Below are 21,950 nucleotides of genomic sequence, written 5' to 3'. Positions count from 1 at the left end.
TTAGCAATATGTGCAGCTTATCCGCATTTTTATTTAGAAGGTGATGTTTTTGAAAACGATTTACGACATACAACAGCTTTTAAAACGTTTCGGTACTATCATATACATCGGAGATCGTGTGGCTGATCTTGAATTAATGGAGGAGGAGGTCAAGCAGCTGTTTGAGTCGCAGCTGATTGACGCAAAAGAATTTGAAATGGCCATGCTATTGTTAAGACGAGAAATAATGATAGAAAAAGATAAGAGAAAAAGAGTAAAGGGTGAAAAATATGATCGATAATTGGCTAGTTGGTGTGGACTTAGGGGGAACTACGATAAAAATTGCATTTATCAATATAAATGGAGAGATTATTGAAAAATGGGAAATCCCTACCGATAAATCAGGAAAAAATATTGTTAGTGATATTTCTCAATCTATATACGAAAAGTTGAAAGAACTTGGTGAATCGAAGCAAAAGCTGATTGGAATCGGCATGGGGGCGCCTGGCCCTGTCGATTTAACAGAGGGAATCATTTCTAGAACTGTCAATATTGGATGGGAAAATAATTATCCGCTTAAGAAAAATCTTGAAAAAGAAACTGGTTTGCAAGTAATCGTTGATAATGATGCCAACCTTGCAGCTCTTGGTGAAATGTGGAAAGGAGCGGGGAATGGAGAAAGGGATTTAATATGCGTCACACTCGGAACGGGAGTCGGCGGAGGAATCATTGCAAATGGAGAAATAATCCATGGGAAAAATAGCGCAGGCGGAGAAATCGGCCATATAACTTCCGTTTTGCATGGAGGTTTTCCGTGCAACTGCGGAAAAACGGGCTGCCTGGAAACGGTCGCCTCTGCAACTGGAATAGTTCGAATGGCTATAGCCAAAATGGAAGAGTTTAATGGGAGATCAACGCTGAATCGAGAATTGGAAAGAAAAGGATCGATCACTGCAAAAGATGTGTTTGATGCTGCGAAAAACGGCGATGAGATGGCATTGCAGGTTGTCGACGACATGACGATGCATCTTGGTCTTGCTCTTGCCAACTTGGCTACTGCTTTAAATCCTTCCAAAATTATCATTGGCGGTGGAGTATCAAAGGCTGGGGAATTTTTAATAAAAAGAGTTAAAAATGTTTTTCAACAGTTCGTTTTTCATGAAGCTTCCGCAGCAGATATTGCTCTTGCAACGCTTGGCAATGATGCAGGTGTAATTGGCGGCGCATGGCTGGTTAAAACGTACATACTTGAAAATTGAGAAAGACTAAAAAGGAATTGTCCGATAAGTCCCTAAAATGAAGTAAGTGGAGAAAAACAATGTGTTTCTCTCCACTTGCTTGTGCGCCCGGCATGGGTGTAATCTATAGGGTGAAAGTCCCGAGCTGCGAAGGCAGAAGTAGCAGTTAGCTTAACGCAAGGGTGTCCGTGGTGACGCGGAATCTGAAGGAAGCGAGCGGCAAACTTCCGGTCTGAGGAACACGAACTTCATATGAGGCTAGGTATCACTGGGTGAGTTTGCAAGACAAAACAAAGCCCTTTCTGCCGAAGGTGATACAGAGTAAATGAAGCAGATGGATGGAAGGAAAGATTACACTCTTACCCGGGGAGGTCTGGCTGGCACGCCAAGTAACCTTGGTAACCTATCTAGTGATAGATAGCTGAACAGTCAGAAGTCAGCAGAGGTCATAGTATTAGTTGGTCTAGAACAACTAAGAAGGACCGAACAATTAAGAGAGAATAGCCCTTGGCATTCAGTGAGTCATGATGAACACAGAAAACGTAGTACCTCACTTGAGGGAGGAAGCGGTGAATCCCGTGGGAGATCTCTTGGAGGGTGGAGTGACCACTGGCATAAAGAGAACAGCTATTCACGGAAGTTATGAAAACTTGCGTCAATTATCTTAATTGAACCGCCGTATACGGAACCGTACGTACGGTGGTGTGAGAGGACGGGAGTTAATCGCTCCCTCCTACTCGATGTGCGCCCGGCATGGGTGTAATCTATAGGGTGAAAGTCCCGAGCTGCGAAGGCAGAAGTAGCAGTTAGCTTAACGCAAGGGTGTCCGTGGTGACGCGGAATCTGAAGGAAGCGAGCGGCAAACTTTGGGTCTCTCGGAACACGAACTTCATATGAGGCTAGGTATCACTGGGTGAGTTTGCAAGACAAAACAAAGCCCTTTCTGCCGAAGGTGATACAGAGTAAATGAAGCAGATGGATGGAAGGAAAGATTACACTCTTACCCGGGGAGGTCTGGCTGGCACGCCAAGTAACCTTGGTAACCTATCTAGTGATAGATAGCTGAACAGTCAGAAGTCAGCAGAGGTCATAGTATTAGTTGGTCTAGAACAACTAAGAAGGACCGAACAATTAAGAGAGAATAGCCCTTGGCATTCAGTGAGTCATGATGAACACAGAAAACGTAGTACCTCACTTGAGGGAGGAAGCGGTGAATCCCGTGGGAGATCTCTTGGAGGGTGGAGTGACCACTGGCATAAAGAGAACAGCTATTCACGGAAGTTATAAAGACTTGCGTCAATTATCTTAATTGAACCGCCGTATACGGAACCGTACGTACGGTGGTGTGAGAGGACGGGAGTTAATCGCTCCCTCCTACTCGATTTATATTTGTTCGATTTTCATCTGAAAGTAGCTGGCGGATGCCGGCTACTTTCAGTATGTGTGCGCTAAAGCCACAATCCCAAACTCGACATGTACCTTGTCGAGGTCCAGCAAAGAAAATCTGATAGCGCTTTTAAAAAAGGCGCTATTTTTTTGGCAGCCAAATTTGGATTATAACAAATTCTGTTTATATGAAACTTTTTTAATTTTTGTCCGTCTAAACATAATAGGTACTGAGATAAAATAATATATAAAAAGCTAGCATCTTATTGTAAATATATTGTAAAAAAACATTGATTTTTTTTGGAAGAAGTATTAAGATAATCTTTAGTTATTCACTAAGATGCCTAAAAAATGGAAAAAAACACTTAAGTGTAGAAATGCGCAGGTCCACCGTTTGAGGAGGTAAAAAAATGCGTAAAAGCACATTTTCAAAAATTTCTTTTTTGTTATTAGCGACATTTTTTATGTGGATTAAAACGTACATTGTCTACAAAACTAGCTTTGATATAAAAATAGAAAATTTCAAGCAAGAGATTATTTTATTCATCAATCCGCTGAGCTTTTTGCTGTTTGTTTTTGGTATTGGATTATTTATGAAAGACAAAAACCGGAATCGCTGGGTGATCGGTGCCAGCATTGTGATGACCTTTCTCTTATTAGCTAATGTTGTTTTTTATCGGTTTTATAACGACTTTTTGACTATTCCCGTGCTCTTCCAAGCTAGCAATATGGGAGATTTGGGAAGCAGCATAACCGAGCTGATTCAACCTGTCGATATATTAATGTTTGTTGATATAGCCATTTTAATTTGGCTTTCACGGAGACCTGTTTTCCGCAAACAGGAAAAATTAATGCGCAAAGAAAAAACAGCATATTATTTAATGGTTGCAGCTGTGTTTTTCTTTAATCTTGGATTGGCTGAAACAGAGCGTCCGCAGCTTTTAACAAGAACGTTTGACAGGGAGATGCTCGTCAAAAATATTGGTGTATACAATTTTCATATTTACGATTCTTTGCTGCAGTCCAAAACGTCTGCACAACGTGCGTTAGCTGACAGCAATAACTTGGTCGAAATTCAAAATTATTTAAATGCGAACAAAAAAGAACCTAGTAAAGAAATGAATGGAATTGCAAAAGGTAGAAATGTCATTATCGTCTCTATGGAGTCGTTCCAAAACTTTGTTATCAATCAGAAATTGAACGGACAAGAAATTACTCCGTTTTTAAATGATTTTATTAAACAAAGCTACTATTTTGATAATTTTTACCATCAAACAGGACAAGGCAAAACGTCAGATTCAGAATTTTTATTGGAAAATTCTTTGTATCCGTTGGGAAGAGGCTCAGTCTTCTTTACAAATGCGAACAATGAGTACAATGCAACTCCGGAAATTTTAAAGGATTACGGTTATTACACAGCTGTATTTCATGCAAATAACCGCACATTCTGGAATCGCGATGTGATGTATAATTCTCTTGGATACGACCGTTTCTTTGATGTCAGAGATTATAATGTGACGGAAGAAAATTCGGTAGGATGGGGATTGAAGGATATTGACTTCTTTAAGCAGTCGGTACAATTATTGAAAAATGTTCCTCAGCCTTTTTATACGAAATATATTACATTAACGAACCATTTTCCGTTTGAGTTGGGTGAAGAAGATAAATTGATTGATGAATTTGATTCTGAAGATGGAGTCGTGAATCGCTATTTTACGACGGTTCGTTATACAGATGAAGCCTTGAAAGTGTTCATCGAAGATCTAAAAAAAGCTGGACTATATGAAAATTCAATTATTATATTGTACGGCGACCATTACGGTATTTCCGAAAACCATAACAAAGCGATGGCACAATTTTTAGGAAAAGAGGAAATTACGCCGCTTGATACGATTCAGCTGCAAAAAGTTCCGTTAATTATCCATATTCCAGGGGTTACCGATAAAAATCCGAAAGTGTTCCATCAAGTCGCCGGGCAAATTGACTTGAAGCCAACTATTTTAAACATGCTAGGCATTGATACGAAAAACGATATCGAATTTGGCACAGATATTTTTTCAAAAGACCGTATTCCGTTTGCTGTGTTAAGGGACGGCAGCTTTATTACGGATCAATATGTGTATACAAGAGGAATATGCTATGACAAATCAACAGGCGAAGCTGTTGAGGATAAAAATGCATGTGAACCATATATGGAAAAAGCGAAAAATGAGCTTGATTATTCGGATGAAATTATTTATGGTGACCTGCTGCGGTTTTTTGACAAAGAGGATGAACCATCTCCGAATTCAACCGAGCAGCAAGCTGCAAAAAAACAGTAAAAGGCTCTGGCCATTAGGTCAGAGCTTTTTTATACGTTTTATTAATGAAACATGATGTCGTTCATATAATATGTTATGTACTGAATAAAAAGGGGAGAGGGGTTTTTTTATGGAAATCTGTATGAATGAAACAGCGGATTTGGAGTACTTGGGAAAAAAATATCAACTTTCAAAACGATTGTTGTTGGATTCAAATCCCTTCTTCGAAAACGAAAAAATCTTTAAAGGGGAAAAAATCGTCATTCCCGGATGGGGTTTCGTACAAAATAATCCGTTTCATCCTTCACCAAGCTTGACTAAAAATACATACAATGCTGTCCCAATTTCATGGCCTGTAATTGATCCAAAACGGCCCTATCATTTTTTTGCTTTGACAAGCGATATTGCGGTGTTAAAAAAAAATTATCCATTTATTAAAGAGAGGATTATCGGCCGCAGTGTTCTAGGGAATCCTTTAGTTGAACTTCTTATCGGTTCCGGAACGAAAAAAGTTCATATGAACGGTTCGTTTCATGCAAATGAGTGGATTACGACAGCCATTATGATGAAATGGCTCAATGAGTATGTTCGGAAACTTATTTTAAACGAATCGATTAATGGAATTTCTGTAAGACAGCTTTATGAGCAGATAACTTTATCGTTTGTTCCGATGGTGAATCCGGATGGAGTGAATCTTGTTTTAGCAGCCGAATCGTTTGATCCTCAAGTGAAAGAACAGGCCGTCAAGTTAAATAATAACTGTGAAGATTTTTCCGATTGGAAAGCAAATATTCGCGGCGTTGATCTGAACAATCAATTTCCTGCCTTTTGGGAAATTGAAAAAGAAAGAAAAAGCCCAAAATCCCCGGCTCCTCGTGATTATCCAGGTGATTATCCTCTCTCAGAGCCGGAAGCAATTGCTATGAGTGAACTAGTCAAGCAGTCTCAATTTGATCTCATCGTAGCCTTCCACACACAAGGAGAAGAAATATATTGGGGGTATTTAAATTATGAACCAGAGGAGTCGGAAGAAATCGTAAAAGAGTATGAGTTGTTAAGCGGATATAAAGGAATCCGAATGATTGATAGTCATGCCGGCTTTCGCGATTGGTTTATTAAAGAATACAGAAAGCCGGGATTTACCGTTGAATTAGGCAGAGGAAGGAACCCTTTGCCGCTTGACCAATTTGATGAAATTTATCGGAAAGCAAAGGGAATATTTTGGGCGTCGCTATATTTGCTGTGCAAATAATTTTTTTTTAAAATTCGTAAATTATAAGTGAAAATTGGATGAGAAGGATGAGGGTGATGAGGGCAGCATTTTTTTTCGTCATGTGCTTTCCGATTCTCTTTTTGTCGTCTTGTGAATTTCATCAGCTAACGGATGAAAAGAAACAAGTGACAAAAGAGAAAAAAATGGAAACCGAGTTTGATAACTTTAAAGCAGAACAGAATCTTTTAGAGAACATTCAACCGATTGAAGCAGAGGAAAATACCTTTCAAAATATTACTGGATGGTTTCATGAAACGGCTGTGCTTTACATTAAAAATCTTGAAGACCGTTCGGAAGTTATTTGTCACGATCTTCAAAGCGGAAAAGATGAACTATTTTTTCAGACAAAGCATCCGATTATTCAAACAGTGCCCAATGATCGCCGAACAATTTTTCTCATTCATTCAAGCCATGAAACCAATCAAGCCATCCTGACATTTGTAAACACCGAAGGAGAGGAATTATTTCATTGGGAAATCAATGCGTTTGAACTTCAATACACATGGAATCCCTATAATGAAAACGAGCTGATGGTTACAGCATTTGCTGAAGATTGGTCATATAAGACTTATTTGCTTGATTTGAAAGAGAAAAAAGTTGTGGATAGTCCCTATCAAATACCTTTTTTTCAATGGACAGATGAAGATCGCATTACATATGTAAAATGGAATAACGATGAGCCTGAGTTAAGCGCTCCGCTTTATGAAGCAAACTTAATGAAACATCACGAAAAAAAAATCGCTGATCATGTCATCGGAAATGGAAATTTTTCATCGATTGTCATGTATTTGCAGGAAAATCAACAGGAAAAAGGATTCGGTCAATATGTTTTTATAAATTCTTCATCAAAAAAAGTGTTGTCTACATTTCGTGTCCCTTTGGCTTCCGATTACTCTCAATGGATTTTTCCCTACTATGACTTCAATGCTCAAAATCAGCAGTTTTATACATTTGTGCCCGTTGCCAAATCCCAGGACGGTTCCTTTGAACTGCAGAGATTTAACCTTATCACTAAGAAAAAAGAAACCATCTTCAAAAACGTGACAAACGATCCTATCCTCATTTCGCCATCCGGTCATTATGCTTTGTATGGGCCGAGATTGGAAAAAATCATGGATTTAAGTAAGGAAAAGATTCAGGAGATTGTAAAATAAACAGGAGTGAAAGCATCTTTTTTGGCAATATGAAGCGGAGGTTAAAAGACGGGTGTGTGACAACGGAATGTTTATTTATTCATAAAAAAAAGAATGGCCCCGCCATTCTTTCTTTTTTAGTGTGGCACTGGTATACCGTGGTGAACAATCGTTTTATAGGTAAACCATCCAAAAACAGCGACTGTTCCAAGCGCAAACAAAATTCCCAATATGTTTTTTTGTTTTAAAGAACGGAAAATAGCATAGATACCAAGCAAAGTTACTAAAGTAAAGATAATGACAGTACCCATTGTATAGCCCCCAATCTTTTATACGTTGAAGTGCGGCAAATATCTTCCCCTTCATATTTTAATCTCTTTTACTAGATTTGTCGAGGTAGGAACGGTACGTTTGCATAAAATGACTATGTCAATTTTATGAACGGTATGTCCTGCACATTTTAGGTTTGGCCAAAAATTTTCTAACTATTCCTTTTGCGCCAAAAAAGAATGTTTTGTATGATGGAAATGGAAAAGAAATTGACCTGAGGTGAGAGCATGAAATGGATGAGAATCCCGCTCGGATTGCTGCAAACAAATGCGTATATTTTAACAAATGACAAAAATGAGTGTATTTTATTTGATCCAGGCGATGAAGGAGAAAAGCTAATTGAAGTATTGCGCAAACATCAGTTGACTCCCCTTGCCATTTTGTTGACACATGCACATTTTGATCACATCGGAGCGATTGATGATGTTCGAAAAGTTTGGAATATTCCAGTATATGTCCACGAAAAAGAACAAAAATGGCTTGGCGATCCTTCTTTAAATGGATCTGGTCATTTTATGAATGGAAAAAATGTAACGGTAGAGGAAGCGGACGAAATCATTCGGGAAGAAGGAAGCTTGACAATTGGTTCTTTCCAGTTCTCTTTATTTGAAACACCGGGGCATTCTCCTGGAAGCATCTCCTACTATTTAGAAGAAGCAAATGCTGTTTTTTCAGGCGACGTATTATTTAAAGGAAGCATTGGCCGTACGGATTTGCTTGGAGGGAATCATGAAGAACTGCTGAAAAGCATTCATGAAAAACTGCTAGTGCTGCCGGAAGAAACCATTGTGTTGCCTGGCCACGGTTCAGAAACAACCATTATAGAAGAAATGGAAACAAATCCTTTTTTAAATGGATTTTCGCTTTCGTAAAAATTGAAGAAGGTCAAAAAACAGGCAATTCCATTGCGGAATTGCCTGTTTTTATTAATGGCCGCCTTGTCCAGGAACCATCATAAACGTCGTCCAATATGTAAACCCGACGAAGAAAATGGTCAAATATGCTCCGAAAATATAAATATACATACGTTCAGTTAATTTTAAATAAGATAGTAAAACAAAAAATCCAGTTTGACCAAAGAAAAGTAAAGACGTCGTCTTCATATCGCCTAAATAAAACATAATAGCAAAAATACCTGTCCAAAAACCGAGTACACGGAACATGCGATCCATTGTGTTTCCCTCCTTTTCCCTCAATCGGTCGCTTTTTATATTATAATGTACAGCTTGATACATTGTAAATATACCGTTTCCAATTGTTATTGTATCCACTTTGTTTTCAAACATGTTGTAAAAAAATGTTCAAAAATTATGAGTTTATAGCAAAAAATTGTTTTCTAAACAGTCTTTGCAAACAATTGTTATTTTTCGGTTATGTTCAATTAAATTTTGCAAAAGGAAAGGGAAAAGAAAAATCCATTATCGACGTTCGCATTTTTCTCTTCAATTCGTTAAGATGAATCCTAAGAAAAGAAAAGGGGGATATGGAATGATTGAAATTGAAAAGCTTAGCGAAAAACTGATTGAACTGGCGTGTTCATTTAGTGCCTCAGACATCCATATTGTTCCGAAAAAGAAAAAAGCAGTTATTCAATTTCGAATTGACGATGACATCAAAGAAATATTTCATCTGCCAAAAGCTATTTGTGAACGCTTAATTTCTCATTTTAAATTTATGGCCCAAATGGATATTGGCGAAAAAAGGCGTCCGCAAAACGGTGCTTACTCCTTCCATACGATTTACGGAGAGGTGCATCTTCGTTTATCGACATTGCCTACAGTATTCGATGAAAGTCTAGTCATCCGAATATTGCTAGAGCAATCGATTCAAACGCCTGAAAAACTTTCATTGTTCCCGTCAGAATCCAAAAAAATGCTTTCATTTTTAAAGCATTCTCACGGTCTCCTGATCCTTACCGGTCCGACCGGTTCGGGAAAAACGACCACTCTTTATTCGCTTCTCCATTATGCAAAAAAACATTTTAAAAGAAACATCATCACACTTGAAGATCCTGTGGAAACGAAAAGCGATGAAATGCTTCAAGTGCAGATCAATGAAAAAGCTGGAATTACGTATGCAAATGGGTTAAAAGCAATATTAAGACATGATCCGGATGTCATTATGGTCGGTGAAATTCGAGATCATGAGACAGCAAGGATTGCGGTCCGGGCTGGGCTTAGCGGACATTTAGTACTGACCACCATGCATACGCGGGATGCAAAGGGAGCTATTTATCGATTATTAGAATTTGGTGTAACCTTTTCCGAAATTGAGCAAACTTTGATCGCTGTTGCTGCGCAGCGTCTCGTTCATTTAATATGCCCGTTTTGCAAAGGGAATTGCCCGCCTTATTGCAAAAAATTAAAGGAAATTAGGAGAATTGGGGTCTATGAACTTCTTTACGGCAAAAATTTAACCGCCGCTATTCGGGAAGCAAAAGGAGAGGAGCAGAGTGAGTTAGATTATATGAAGTTAAAAGATGTAATTAAAAAAGGAATCGCTCTTGGGTATTTATATCCGGACATATATGATCGTTGGGTGTTTGAATATGAATAGGCATCGATGGAACAAAAAGATGCAGGCACAATTTTTGAAGAAAGTGAGTGAGCTGCTTTCAGAAGGATATGCATTAAATGAAGCTATTCGCTTTATGAGTTTTCATGTAAAAGAAAAATACCGACAAGATATTGAGACTTGTATACAGATGTTGACGAAAGGAAATTCACTATACACGGCTTTTGAGAAGCTTGGATTTCATCGAGATGTACTAAGCTATCTTTTCTTTGCTGAAAAGCATGGTGATATACATTTTGCTTTAAAAGAAAGCTCAGTAATGCTGGAAAAACAACTCCTCCATTTGGAAAAATTTATTCAAGTTCTCCGCTATCCGCTCTTTTTAATTGCTCTTCTTTTAATTATTTTATTTGTCATCCAAGCAGTTGTTACCCCGCAATTTTCGTATATGTATGAAGCAGTTGATTTGAACGCCTCCTTCTTTCTGACATTTGTCATGTTTACCATTAAAGGCATCAAAACGTTTTTTTTCATTTTGTTTAGTTTCTTATTGCTCCTTTTTTTCTACTATTGGGTCTCTTTCCGAAAAAAGCCTCCGCTTGAAAAACAGAAGCTGCTTATGAAAATTCCGATCGTGTCAAAAGGTTTGCGGTTATTTCACAGCTACTATTTTTCTTTGCAAATGAGCAATTTGTTGAAGGGAGGATTGTCCGTTTTTGAATGCTTTACTCTGTTTCAAGAACAACATTTTCTCCATTTTTATAGGGAAGAGGCCAATCTCTTTATCGAGAAATTAAAGAAAGGAGAATCGCTAGAGATCATATTTGCTGAAAGTCCATTTTTTGAACAGGAACTTTCCTCTGTTGTTCAACATGGACAAGCCGTCGGTCAATTGTCTAAAGAGTTGTATATGTACAGCCGGTTCGTATTGGAGCGGATGGAACAAAAAATAATGAGAATCATTAGTTATATTCAGCCGGTCGTTTTTCTGATGATCGGGGTCTTCGTATTGATCATTTATTTATCGATTTTGCTTCCAATGTACCAAATGATGGGTCAAGTATAGGAGGATGAAAATAGTGAAAAATGAACATGGATTTACATTAGTGGAAATGCTGGTTGTACTGTTAGTGATCTCGATTTTGCTTATTATAACGATTCCGAATGTTATGGCTCATAATAAAAATATTCAAAATAAAGGGTGCGAAGGTTTAATTGATATGGTGCAGGGTCAAGTCGTCGCATATGAAATGGAGTTTCATCAAACACCAACAATTAATGATTTAATCACTAAAGGGTACTTGCCGAATAATTCTGGAAAATGTCCAAATGGTGATGAGATTGAAATTGATGCAAATGGAAACGTCATTAAGAGCAACTAGGCAAAGTGGTTTTACTGTTCTGGAGATGCTTCTTGTTCTTTCGATCTTTTTATTGATCAGCTCTTTTATATGGATTGGAGCAGTAAATATTTACAGAGAAAAAGTCATCGATCAATTTTTCGTTCAACTGGAAAAAGATTTGCTATATGTACAACAGCACGCATTCGTTAATAAAGAAAAAATTTATTTGTTTTGGTATCCTGACAAACATTACTACGAAGCTGAACGATCCGGCTTTAAAGGGGAACTGTTTGAAAGAGCATACGATCAAAACATAAAAGTCGAATCAGGAAACATAAAATTTCCAATCGAGTACTCTCCTTCCGGCTATTTTTATCAAGCTGGAACAATCTTCATTTCGTATGATAAAAAAACGTACAAAATCATTTTTAATTTAGGGAGAGGAAGGTTCCGTGTGGAAAAATTATAGCGGATATACGATCACAGAAATATTAATAGCATTTTCCATATGGTGTTTGCTTTCGCTGACGCTGGTCCCTGTGTCAACAGCCTTATTGAAACAGCAAAAAGAAGCAGCAGCATCTGTGCTGGCTTATCAACTGCTCAAAGAAGAACTTGAACGTTTTGTATTTGAAAAGAAAAAAACAAATGGCCAAGTTGAGCGGCAAGGGATGATGTTCGAACTGGTGTGGGGAAAGGAGGGGCAATTTGCTGAATTATGTGTTCTTTCGGATGAAAATGCAGAACAAAAGGTTTGCGGCTACATTTATGAACAATAAAGGATATACGGCAGCAAACATGCTGATAGCCTTTCTAGCGACAACCATCATCATCTCTTCCTTTGCACCCATGCTCTCATTTTTTCTCAAATTGAATACGAGACAGCAAGATTTACATCCAAGCGAGTGGAATTTATTTCTAATTGAGCTTCATCGTGAAATCAAAACATCTCAACAAATAATGGTGAAGCAAAATGTTTTACAATATAAAAATCAAAAAGGAGAAGTAGTCACACTCAGTCAATATAATGATTTGCTGCGCTATCAGGTTGACGGAAAAGGACATGTTATTGTGCTGCGCGGTGTTCAAGCCTCTCATTTTATTCCAATAACACATGGTGTGAAAATTGAAATCACAAGCTTAGAAGGTAAGCGGTTTGAAGGAACCATTCGCGATGTGAAAGGAGTGATTCCTGATTGAAAAATGAAGATGGTCATATTTTCCCAATGACGATCGGCATATTTCTGCTTTGCATAATGATTCTTACCGCATATGCTTCCTCATATATTCAAGAGCAAAGATTTCGGCATGATGCGAAAGAGTTTTATTTGCAGGAAACGTTAATGCTTGCCGGTGTTCAATATTCGCTGAAAAAAGCTGACTATTCTGATACCCAGGAAATACTTGAACTCCCAAATGGAACCATTTCGTATAAACGAACGAAAAAAGAAAAAGGAATCGTCAATATTTCCATTACATGCAAGACGATAAAAGGAACGGAGTATACGGCAAACTTTCATTATGATTTGAACAATCAACAGATTATGAACTGGAATGAATATTCATAGCTTTCATCGTTCAGCGCCTTATCAAAGCTTCAACCAATCGTTTATTTGCCAGAATGTCTGTTTAAATGAACAGAGTTTAGGAAATAATATAAAAAAATTTTATTTCGAGGTGCCCGCTTATGTCTGGTAATGATTATGTGAAATATGTAACCGAACAGTTTGTAAAGTTTATCGACACCCCAAAAGAAGCAAGGAAACAAAGGCGTGAGGAACGGAAAAAAGATCGTCTTCCATTATCAATGAGATGGTTTGGATTTTTGCCGATGGCGTTTTTAATTTTGATCAAGAAAAAGAAATAAAGGAAAAGGAGCCGTTCACCAGCTCCTTTTTTATTGAAAAGTGATGAGATCATTCAATTTCGAGCGTATTTTCTGCGTCTTGATTTTATTTTAATGAATTATAGAATCCGATGATAAATAAAAAATTCCTCCATTGTGGACTTCTATTTCAATGCGCGGTTCATACAGCTCTTGAATCGCCTTCTTTTCTGTCCAATAAACAGAAGGTTTTTCATCTAGATCTTCATAAAAATGCTCCAACAATGCTAAATCGGCATTCATTCGTTCTCTCGCTTCTTCCGCCCACCGATGGTCATCTTCTTCAATTTTTTTTATCACGTAATGCTTCAATCGAGTTAATCCGCTTTTTGGTGTAATTAATGGCGTAATGGTAAAACAAAAATCAGGAATTTTCGGTGTCAAATGAATTTTTTCTAGCTGCTCCTGAAAATTTTCAACAATCCTTCCGTTGATTAAATGCAGTCCTAATGAATAAGTTTGATCCTTCTTTTTGTCACAAATATACGAAATCGTTACATTCATCCCAATCCAAGGGTGCAGCGGTACGTTTGCTTTGGAAGCTGCTGTCTGTTCATATAACCGAATATAAGAAGACATTTTCTTCGTTGCCGCAAAAATTTGGTGCAGTCTCGGCGATCCGAAATGAATCCATTCACCTTTTACATCTTCCGGAGCCTCCTTTGAATCCGTGATGAAAGTAAGTTTCATCGGATTTGGAGTTCCGCCGGTTTTTTCTAAATAATGCCAGTAAAAAGGCCGGTTCATTAATTCTTTATCCATTTCAACAGTTAATTGAACGGTAAAATATCCGTTTTTTTCTTCAATAATTGGACAATTGGTCGCCTGAAAAAAGCGTTTTAAAAATGTGGAAATTTGAGCCTGCTGCATCATTCCGCCTCCTATTTAAAAATTTTGCAAGCAGCTATGAAAATAAAGAAATCAGTTATTCTCGGCCTGTTGTAATTGTTCACCAAAGTTAAGAATAGCCGCTAAATTTTCCATTTTAATTTTCATTTCTCCTTCCGAACTCGACTGAATCATAATATCTTCTATATGTTCATGAATATTGCGGAGGTCAAGTTTTGCTAAAATACTGTCCAATTCCCCAATGACACGTTCAAACAGATTTATTTTTTCATATAATAGCTTTAAGATATGCTCCTCTACTGTATTTTTTGTCGCCATGTTATAAATGAACACATCTCGTTCTTGTCCGAGACGGTGGATGCGCCCGATTCGCTGCTCCAAACGCATCGGGTTCCAAGGCAGATCATAATTAATGATATGATTGCAAAACTGCAAATTTATCCCTTCCCCTCCTGCCTCTGTCGCGATCAGTACTTGCGCTCTATTTTTAAATAAATCCTTCATCCAATCCTTTTTGCCGCGTTTAAATCCGCCGCGGAACGGAACAGATGTTATGCCGTGCTGTTTTAAAAACCATTGTAAATATAATTGTGTTGCCCGGTATTCGGTAAAAATAATCACTTTATCGTTAATGTTTTGAATGAGTTCGACCGTTTTTTCTGCTTTCGAATTTTTTGTTACTTGATCGATATAGCCCATTAGATTGCGAATGATCTTTTCAGGCAATTGTGGAGCTTCATCCTTTTTATCAAGCATTTTTTTTAATGTTATGTACACTGCTTCTCTGCTCGAACATGCTTCACGCTGAAGCGTTAAAATGGAGAAACTGCTTGTCGGAATAGAGAATGACGACCGAATTTGACTGATGGCATCATATAAAGCCTGTTCAGCTTCCGAAAATTGAATCCAAATCGTTTCCACATGTCTTTTTGACCATTCAATTCCTGTATCAATGCGGCGGTTTCGTATCATAACTTTATTGACAAGTTCTCGTAAATGCTCATCGTCACGAATATTCCGTCCTTTTTTCTTAAACATATCGTGAAAGAGCTGTTCATTGCCGAGATGTCCAGGTTTTAAAAGAGAAACAAGGTTGAAAATTTCTTCAATGCGATTTTGAATAGGCGTTGCCGTCAATAATAAACAAAATTTTTTCTTTAAATTTTGAACAAACTCATAGTTTTTTGTTTTGTTATTTTTTAATTTATGCGCTTCATCAATAATGACCATGTCATAATCCAATCCGTGAATAATTTCTTTATGGGGGCTTCTTTTTGCTGTATCAAGGGAAGATACGACAACATCGCATTGCTCCCAAACATAGCTTTTCTTTTGCTCAACGGCAGGAATGTAAAATTTTTCATTTAATTCCCTCACCCATTGGGAGACGAGTGAAGCTGGAACTAAGATGAGCACTTTTTTGACAAGTCCGCGAATCATATATTCTTTTAATATTAATCCGGCTTCAATTGTTTTGCCGAGACCGACTTCATCAGCTAATATTGCTTTTCCGTTTAATTTTTCTACTACTGTTTGTGCGACCTCCAATTGGTGGGGAAGAGGGGTTACATGATCAAGATGCAAAGGAGCTACTAAACCTTCAAATGATGGAATGGACAAATAATTCGTAACTTCATAAGCTAATTTGTATAATTCCCAGTTTGCCCACGGACCGTCTTCCTTTAATCTTTGCAAAAATTCTTCTTCCCATGTTGTTTTATAGCGGATGTTTATATTCATTGCCCACACCCTATCCTTTATTTTTATATTCAAAGTGAAATGTTCATTTTTTTTATCGCTAATTCAAAAACCGTCCCGTTTTTTGATTATAAATTTTTATAAACACGAACAATTAACAATGATTTTTTAAAATTATTTGGGAAAGGTATTGCTGAAACCGTTTAAAGATGATACCATTAAAATACGTTTGAAGTCTTTTTCTTTTGTTTTCTACTCATCTTTTTCCTTTTTGTCGAATATGTCATTTGTTATTTTTTCACAATTTACAAGAAAATATGTGCGGATGAGAGCAAGGGGAGAGACCTCCTTTGTGAGGCGCCGAAGGAGCAAGCATATGTGAATCTCTCAGGCAAAAAGACTCTTGTTTGACGCAGCTCTGGAGAGTGTTTGCATATTGTGCAAACCACCAAAGGGGAAAGCCTTTATAAGGTAAACTTTCAGGTGCAAGGACAGAGACGGTGTAGCAAAATCTTGTCGATTGGAATAGACAAGACGATACTAGGCCGTTTTCTGTCCTTTTTTCTGCTTTTTAAGCTGAAAAATTTTGAGAGAAATTAGATGCAAAAAATAGATCAGGAGGGGAAATGATGAATGAATTAAAACGCACTCCTCTTTTTGAAGTGTATAAACAATATCGAGCAAAGACGATCAATTTTGGAGGATGGGAATTACCTGTGCAATTTACTTCCATTAAAGAGGAGCATTACGCTGTCCGCACAAATGCAGGTCTATTTGATGTTTCTCATATGGGAGAAATCATTGTAAAAGGGAAAGATAGTCTTCAGTTTTTGCAAAAGGTATTAACTAATGATGTTTCAAAGCTTCGGGATGGAAAGGCTCAATACACAATTATGTGTTATGAAGATGGAGGCTGTGTAGACGATTTAATCGTTTATCGGCTAAACGAGGAAAAATATCTTTTAGTAGTCAATGCAGCGAATATTCAAAAAGATTTTCAATGGCTCATGTCTCAAAAACACGGAGATGTTGAATTGCAAAATATTTCTGAAAGCTGTGCTCTCCTTGCATTGCAAGGCCAGAAAGCGGAAAAGGTGCTGCAAACTTTAACAGACGTACACTTATCTGAGTTGAAATTTTTTGAATTTATTGAAAGTGCTGAGATCGCAGGTAAAAAAGCGCTCATTGCCCGAACTGGTTATACCGGGGAAGACGGCTTTGAAATCTATTGCCAAAGTGAGGACGCCGTTTATTTATGGGAGAAGATTTTGCAAGCAGGAGATAAAGAAAAAGTTGTTCCATGCGGATTGGGCGCTCGTGATACTTTGCGGCTGGAAGCAGCTTTGCCGTTGTACGGTCAAGATCTTTCGGAAGACATTACTCCGATAGAAGCAGGAGTCGGATTTGCAGTGAAGCTTACGAAAAAAGAGAATTTTATCGGAAAAGATGTATTGCAAATACAAAAAGAACAAGGGGTATCGAGGCTGGCGGTCGGCTTGGAAATGATCGAAAAAGGCATTCCCCGTTCAGGCTATAAATTGTTTTCTGGAAATCAACAAATTGGAGTTGTTACATCAGGGACGCACTCTCCTACTTTGAATAAAAGCATCGGGATCGCTCTCGTCAAGAAAGAATTTTCGGAGATCGGGAATGAAATCGAGGTGGAAGTTCGGACAAAACGATTAAAAGCAAGAGTAGTACCAACTCCATTTTATAAACGACCAACAAAAAATGGAAAATAAAGAAAGGAGAAGCTTTCGATGAAGCATCGCTATTTACCGATGACAGAAACTGATCGAAAAGAGATGTTGGAGGCGATCGGAGTCGAATCGATCGATGACCTGTTTGCCGACATTCCAGAAAGTGTACGGTATAAAGGAAAATACAACATAAAGGCTCAGAAACCGGAAACCGAGCTGTTTCGCGAGCTATCTCAACTTGCTGCCAAAAATAAAGATGTAAAAACAAACGTTTCCTTTTTGGGAGCTGGAGTGTATGACCATTATATTCCGGCAATTGTCGATCATGTCATTTCCCGATCAGAGTTTTATACGGCTTATACGCCATACCAGCCAGAAATTTCTCAAGGCGAGCTCCAAGCAATATTCGAATTTCAAACAATGATTTGTGAATTGACAGGAATGGATGTCGCCAACTCGTCGATGTACGACGGAGGGACAGCTTTAGCAGAAGCTGCATTATTAGCTGCAGGTCAAACAAAAAAGAAAAAGGTGCTCGTTTCGCAAACGGTGCATCCTGAAATGAGAGATGTGCTAAAAACTTATGCAAAAGGACAAAACGTTGAGGTAGTGGAAATCCCTTACCGAAACGGAGTGACCGATGTAGAGGCATTAAAAGAAATGATGAACGCCGAAGTAGCATCAGTCATTGTACAGCATCCAAATTTTTTCGGCCAACTTGAACCGCTTCACCAAATCGAAGAGATCTCCCATTCCGAGAAAAGCTTATTGATCGTTTCAAGCAATCCTCTTGCTTTAGGTGTGCTTTCACCGCCTGGTTCATTTGGTGCGGATATCGTAGTAGGCGATGTTCAACCGTTTGGAATTCCAATGTCTTTTGGCGGTCCAACTTGTGGATATTTCGCCGTAAAAAAAGAGCTGATGAGAAAAATTCCTGGGCGACTCGTCGGTCAAACAGTAGATGAAGAGGGGAAACGAGGCTTTGTTCTCACTCTGCAGGCAAGGGAGCAGCATATCAGAAGGGATAAAGCTACATCAAACATTTGCTCCAACCAAGCGTTAAATGCTCTTGCCTCTTCTGTTGCCATGACTGCTCTTGGAAAAACAGGTGTAAAAGAAATGGCTTATCAAAATATCCAAAAAGCAAACTATGCGAAAAAGATGTTTGAGAAGAAAGGTTTTTCCATTCCGTTTCAAGGTCCAATGTTTAATGAGTTTGTCGTGAAGCTGTCCAAACCAGTTTCTTTGGCCAATAAAAAGCTGCTCGAAAAGGGAATCATCGGCGGCTACGACCTTGGCAGAACGTATCCGGAACTTGAAAAACATATGCTTGTAGCGGTAACAGAGCTTCGTTCGAAAGAAGAAATCGATTTATTTGTGAACGAGTTGGAGGGATGGCAATGAAGGATCAACCGTTAATTTTTGAAATATCAAAACCGGGACGGATCGGATACAGCCTGCCTGATTTAGACGTACCGGAGGAAAATATTGATCAGCTGATTCCTAGTGACTATTTGCGGGCAGAAGATGCCGAGCTGCCGGAAGTATCAGAACTTGACATTATGCGCCATTATACTGCTTTGTCGAAGCGGAACCACGGTGTGGATTCCGGTTTTTATCCGCTTGGTTCCTGTACAATGAAATATAATCCGAAAATAAATGAAAATGTGGCAAGATTAACTGGCTTTTCTTATATTCATCCATTACAGGATGAAGCGACGGTTCAAGGAGCAATGGAATTAATGTATGATTTATCAGAACATTTAAAAGAAATTACAGGTATGGATGCTGTTACATTGCAGCCGTCTGCAGGGGCGCACGGAGAGTGGACGGGGCTCATGATGATTCGCGCCTACCATGAGGCAAATGGAGAAAAACATCGAACACAAGTGATTGTACCTGATTCAGCCCATGGAACAAATCCTGCTTCAGCGACCGTTGCCGGTTTTGAAACTGTCACGGTGCGATCTGATCAAAACGGACTTGTCGACTTAGACGACTTAAAGAGAGTGGTAGGAGAAAATACAGCTGCTCTTATGTTAACAAACCCCAATACGCTCGGTTTGTTTGAAGAGTATATTGTAGAGATGGCGGAGATTGTTCATTCAGTTGGAGGAAAATTGTATTATGACGGAGCGAATTTAAATGCAATTTTAGGCAAAGCGAGACCAGGGGATATGGGCTTTGATGTCGTTCATTTAAATCTTCATAAAACGTTTACAGGCCCCCACGGGGGAGGGGGTCCCGGTTCAGGACCTGTCGGTGTGAAAAAAGAGTTAATTCCTTTTTTGCCGAAGCCTGTGCTCGTCAAGGATGAAAATGGATTTCGTTTCGACGAAGACAGGCCGCAATCGATCGGACGAGTAAAATCATTTTATGGAAATTTTGGAATCAATGTGCGGGCATACACATACATCCGCTCCATGGGTCCGGACGGTTTAAAGGCGGTTTCTGAAAATGCGGTATTAAATGCGAATTATATGCTGAAAAAATTAGCGCCTTATTACGAAATGCCGTATGACCGCATTTGTAAACACGAATTTGTCTTATCTGCGAAACGGCAAAAGAAGCTCGGTGTCCGTGCGCTTGATATTGCAAAAAGGCTTCTCGATTTCGGGTATCATCCGCCGACAATTTATTTTCCGCTCAATGTTGAAGAATGCATGATGATTGAACCGACTGAAACGGAATCGAAGGAAACATTGGATGCCTTTATCGAAGCGATGATTCAAATTGCTAAAGAAGCGGAGGAAGAACCGGAAATCGTTCAAGAAGCTCCTCATACAACAGTCGTCAAAAGGCTCGATGAAACACTCGCAGCAAGAAATCCGATATTAAAATATGAAAAAAAGTAAGGATTCGCGTTTTGCGAATCCTTATCTTTTATACTTGATTTTATTTCCCTTTTTTAATTTTTCCAGTCCACTTTTTAAAGCCGCCCTTTAAATAATAGAGCTCCTGATAGCCTTTTTTCTTCAGCATTTGTGCGGCTCGCCCGCTTCTTGCACTTGACTGGCAATATAAATAAACCGGTTTGTCTGGGCGGATTTCTTTATAGCGCTGTCTCAATTGGGAAAGGGGAATATTTCTTGCTCCTAAAATGTGGCCACCTTCAAATTCATTCGGCTCCCGCACATCGATGAGCTGCGCTTTCCGATAGCCGGCTTTAAATTCTTCCTCCGTTAATCCTTTCATAATCTTTTTTTGATATAAAAATGTGGCCAAAAAATAAATGATAATAGCTGCAAGAATGAGCAATGACCATTCCACGCTTGTTCGACTCCTTTTTATTTGTTTGAATTTATTTGTTTGAAGTTCATGTGAACATACATACGAATGTTGGACAACATTTATTATATAAAACAAGAATGGAAATGTCATTTCTTTTCGGGCGTTTTATTTAACAATATCCTCTTCATTTGATAGACTAAAAAAGCAAATATAAAATAAAGAGGGTTGCGATATGGGAAAAGAATTATGGAATTATATTGATTCTGGCTTTTCATCCCCTTTTTACAATATGGCTCTTGATGAAGCTTTATTGGACTGGCACAGTGAAGGAAAAATCGCTCCGACGATTCGTTTTTACGGATGGAATCCGCCGACATTATCCATCGGCTATTTTCAAAAGGTTGAAAAAGAAATTGATATGGATGCTGTAAGACGACACGGCCTTGGCTTTGTACGAAGACCAACAGGCGGAAGGGGCGTGCTGCATGACAAGGAGCTTACATATAGCGTCATCGTATCCGAAGATCATCCGCGAATGCCCAAAACCGTGACAGAGGCTTATCGTGTAATTTCGGAAGGAATTTTGCATGGATTTCGCTTGTTAGGCTTAGACGCTCATTTTGCAATTCCAAGAACGGATGAAGAAAAACAGCATTTGAAAAATCCGCGGTCATCTGTATGCTTTGATGCACCGTCTTGGTATGAGCTGGTAGTTGAAGGAAGAAAAGTTGCCGGGAGTGCCCAAACTCGCCAGAAAGGCGTTATCCTGCAGCACGGCTCGATATTGCTAGATTTAGATGAAAAGCTGCTGTTCGACTTGTTTAAATATCCTAATGAGCGAGTCAGGGAAAGATTAGAGAAAAACTTTAAAAATAAAGCGGTGGCGATCAACGACCTTAGAGAAACTCCAGTCACAATGGAAGAGGCATGGAGCGCCTTTAAAAAAGGGTTTGAATACGGGCTTGATATTGAGTTGAGACCGTACCAATTGTCTAGCGAACAAGAAGAGTATGTGAAAAAACTGGCTAAAGAGAAATATGAAACAGAAGAATGGAATTTTAGAAGATGAAGCGGCGAACATGCCGTTTTTT

23 protein-coding genes and 1 riboswitch are annotated in these 21,950 nt (G+C 38.6%); of the genes, 18 read left to right on the top strand and 5 right to left on the bottom strand.

The window, feature by feature from the left end:
- Window positions 1–49 precede the first annotated feature (49 nt).
- The 5 genes from NSQ41_RS13135 (at window position 50) to NSQ41_RS13115 (ending at window position 7,330) form a co-directional block, all read left to right on the top strand.
- Complete coding sequence (locus NSQ41_RS13135; RefSeq protein WP_339210110.1) at window positions 50–280, top strand: YqgQ family protein; 231 nt, start codon at window positions 50–52, stop codon at window positions 278–280.
- Entirely contained in the window at window positions 270–1,238 is a 969-nt protein-coding gene (locus NSQ41_RS13130; RefSeq protein WP_066247573.1) for an ROK family glucokinase, read from the top strand. Before NSQ41_RS13135 ends, NSQ41_RS13130 begins: the two co-directional genes overlap by 11 nt.
- Window positions 1,239–3,013: 1,775 nt before the next feature.
- Window positions 3,014–4,924 carry an LTA synthase family protein gene (locus tag NSQ41_RS13125; protein ID WP_339210108.1) on the top strand — a complete coding sequence of 637 codons (1,911 nt, stop codon included), beginning with the start codon at window positions 3,014–3,016 and terminating at the stop codon, window positions 4,922–4,924.
- Between the two features lie 109 nt (window positions 4,925–5,033).
- Window positions 5,034–6,155 (top strand): M14 family metallocarboxypeptidase, encoded by a 1,122-nt coding sequence (locus NSQ41_RS13120; protein ID WP_339210107.1) that lies wholly within the window; start codon window positions 5,034–5,036, stop codon window positions 6,153–6,155.
- 56 nt (window positions 6,156–6,211) lie between these two features.
- Window positions 6,212–7,330 (top strand): hypothetical protein, encoded by a 1,119-nt coding sequence (locus NSQ41_RS13115; RefSeq protein ID WP_339210106.1) that lies wholly within the window; start codon window positions 6,212–6,214, stop codon window positions 7,328–7,330.
- A 116-nt stretch (window positions 7,331–7,446) separates the two neighbouring features.
- Here NSQ41_RS13115 and NSQ41_RS13110 read toward each other — a convergent pair whose 3' ends face one another.
- A complete protein-coding gene (locus tag NSQ41_RS13110; protein WP_065095533.1) occupies window positions 7,447–7,620 on the bottom strand; it encodes a DUF2759 domain-containing protein in 174 nt (57 codons plus the stop codon).
- Window positions 7,621–7,866: 246 nt separating this feature from the next.
- Here NSQ41_RS13110 and NSQ41_RS13105 point away from each other — a divergent pair, with 246 nt between their 5' ends.
- Window positions 7,867–8,511, top strand: a complete 645-nt coding sequence (locus tag NSQ41_RS13105; protein ID WP_063388091.1) for an MBL fold metallo-hydrolase — start codon at window positions 7,867–7,869, stop codon at window positions 8,509–8,511.
- A 54-nt stretch (window positions 8,512–8,565) separates the two neighbouring features.
- Here the strand turns inward: NSQ41_RS13105 and NSQ41_RS13100 are convergent, their stop codons facing one another.
- Window positions 8,566–8,811 carry a DUF2626 domain-containing protein gene (locus NSQ41_RS13100; RefSeq protein ID WP_063388092.1) on the bottom strand — a complete coding sequence of 82 codons (246 nt, stop codon included), beginning with the start codon at window positions 8,809–8,811 and terminating at the stop codon, window positions 8,566–8,568.
- A gap of 316 nt (window positions 8,812–9,127) precedes the next feature.
- Here NSQ41_RS13100 and comGA point away from each other — a divergent pair, with 316 nt between their 5' ends.
- The 8 genes from comGA to NSQ41_RS13060 all read left to right on the top strand — a co-directional run bounded on the left by comGA (window position 9,128) and on the right by NSQ41_RS13060 (window position 13,363).
- Window positions 9,128–10,195 carry a competence type IV pilus ATPase ComGA gene (comGA, locus tag NSQ41_RS13095; protein ID WP_130156359.1) on the top strand — a complete coding sequence of 356 codons (1,068 nt, stop codon included), beginning with the start codon at window positions 9,128–9,130 and terminating at the stop codon, window positions 10,193–10,195.
- Complete coding sequence (gene comGB, locus NSQ41_RS13090; RefSeq protein WP_066247584.1) at window positions 10,188–11,219, top strand: competence type IV pilus assembly protein ComGB; 1,032 nt, start codon at window positions 10,188–10,190, stop codon at window positions 11,217–11,219. The genes comGA and comGB overlap by 8 nt, the downstream gene beginning before the upstream one ends.
- Before the next feature lie 4 nt (window positions 11,220–11,223).
- Entirely contained in the window at window positions 11,224–11,535 is a 312-nt protein-coding gene (gene comGC, locus NSQ41_RS13085; RefSeq protein ID WP_063388095.1) for a competence type IV pilus major pilin ComGC, read from the top strand.
- Window positions 11,504–11,965 (top strand): competence type IV pilus minor pilin ComGD, encoded by a 462-nt coding sequence (gene comGD, locus NSQ41_RS13080; protein WP_158640149.1) that lies wholly within the window; start codon window positions 11,504–11,506, stop codon window positions 11,963–11,965. Before comGC ends, comGD begins: the two co-directional genes overlap by 32 nt.
- Window positions 11,949–12,275, top strand: coding sequence for a hypothetical protein (locus NSQ41_RS13075; protein ID WP_063388097.1), 327 nt, complete (start codon window positions 11,949–11,951; stop codon window positions 12,273–12,275). Before comGD ends, NSQ41_RS13075 begins: the two co-directional genes overlap by 17 nt.
- A complete protein-coding gene (gene comGF, locus NSQ41_RS13070; protein WP_130156367.1) occupies window positions 12,205–12,696 on the top strand; it encodes a competence type IV pilus minor pilin ComGF in 492 nt (163 codons plus the stop codon). Before NSQ41_RS13075 ends, comGF begins: the two co-directional genes overlap by 71 nt.
- Window positions 12,693–13,064, top strand: a complete 372-nt coding sequence (gene comGG, locus NSQ41_RS13065; protein ID WP_339210105.1) for a competence type IV pilus minor pilin ComGG — start codon at window positions 12,693–12,695, stop codon at window positions 13,062–13,064. The genes comGF and comGG overlap by 4 nt, the downstream gene beginning before the upstream one ends.
- Window positions 13,065–13,183: 119 nt before the next feature.
- The gene (locus NSQ41_RS13060; protein ID WP_063388100.1) at window positions 13,184–13,363 is read left to right on the top strand and encodes a YqzE family protein; all 180 of its coding nucleotides are present in this window, start codon (window positions 13,184–13,186) and stop codon (window positions 13,361–13,363) included.
- A 90-nt stretch (window positions 13,364–13,453) separates the two neighbouring features.
- On the opposite strand, the gene NSQ41_RS13055 is transcribed toward NSQ41_RS13060, so the two are convergent.
- Both NSQ41_RS13055 and NSQ41_RS13050 read right to left on the bottom strand, forming a co-directional pair.
- Window positions 13,454–14,251: a YqhG family protein gene (locus tag NSQ41_RS13055; protein ID WP_063388101.1), complete on the bottom strand. Its 798-nt coding sequence runs from the start codon at window positions 14,249–14,251 to the stop codon at window positions 13,454–13,456.
- Window positions 14,252–14,302: 51 nt separating this feature from the next.
- Window positions 14,303–15,970: an SNF2-related protein gene (locus NSQ41_RS13050; RefSeq protein WP_327863172.1), complete on the bottom strand. Its 1,668-nt coding sequence runs from the start codon at window positions 15,968–15,970 to the stop codon at window positions 14,303–14,305.
- 283 nt (window positions 15,971–16,253) lie between these two features.
- Window positions 16,254–16,341, top strand: a riboswitch (glycine riboswitch).
- 213 nt (window positions 16,342–16,554) lie between these two features.
- Here NSQ41_RS13050 and gcvT point away from each other — a divergent pair.
- From gcvT to gcvPB, 3 genes are read left to right on the top strand one after another with little or no spacing between them, the layout of a single operon-like run.
- Window positions 16,555–17,670 (top strand): glycine cleavage system aminomethyltransferase GcvT, encoded by a 1,116-nt coding sequence (gene gcvT, locus NSQ41_RS13045; RefSeq protein ID WP_082829399.1) that lies wholly within the window; start codon window positions 16,555–16,557, stop codon window positions 17,668–17,670.
- 18 nt (window positions 17,671–17,688) lie between these two features.
- Window positions 17,689–19,032 carry an aminomethyl-transferring glycine dehydrogenase subunit GcvPA gene (gene gcvPA / locus NSQ41_RS13040; protein WP_339210103.1) on the top strand — a complete coding sequence of 448 codons (1,344 nt, stop codon included), beginning with the start codon at window positions 17,689–17,691 and terminating at the stop codon, window positions 19,030–19,032.
- Window positions 19,023–20,483 (top strand): aminomethyl-transferring glycine dehydrogenase subunit GcvPB, encoded by a 1,461-nt coding sequence (gcvPB, locus tag NSQ41_RS13035; protein WP_339210101.1) that lies wholly within the window; start codon window positions 19,023–19,025, stop codon window positions 20,481–20,483. The genes gcvPA and gcvPB overlap by 10 nt, the downstream gene beginning before the upstream one ends.
- A gap of 40 nt (window positions 20,484–20,523) precedes the next feature.
- Here gcvPB and NSQ41_RS13030 read toward each other — a convergent pair whose 3' ends face one another.
- Window positions 20,524–20,898 carry a rhodanese-like domain-containing protein gene (locus NSQ41_RS13030; RefSeq protein WP_063388106.1) on the bottom strand — a complete coding sequence of 125 codons (375 nt, stop codon included), beginning with the start codon at window positions 20,896–20,898 and terminating at the stop codon, window positions 20,524–20,526.
- A 193-nt stretch (window positions 20,899–21,091) separates the two neighbouring features.
- Here NSQ41_RS13030 and NSQ41_RS13025 point away from each other — a divergent pair, with 193 nt between their 5' ends.
- Window positions 21,092–21,928: a biotin/lipoate A/B protein ligase family protein gene (locus NSQ41_RS13025; RefSeq protein ID WP_339210099.1), complete on the top strand. Its 837-nt coding sequence runs from the start codon at window positions 21,092–21,094 to the stop codon at window positions 21,926–21,928.
- The last annotated feature ends 22 nt before the right edge of the window (window positions 21,929–21,950 follow it).

This window comes from Aeribacillus sp. FSL K6-8210 (assembly GCF_037963925.1).
Classification (GTDB): domain Bacteria; phylum Bacillota; class Bacilli; order Bacillales; family Aeribacillaceae; genus Aeribacillus; species Aeribacillus composti.
This window is presented reverse-complemented; position numbering and strand designations above follow the sequence as displayed.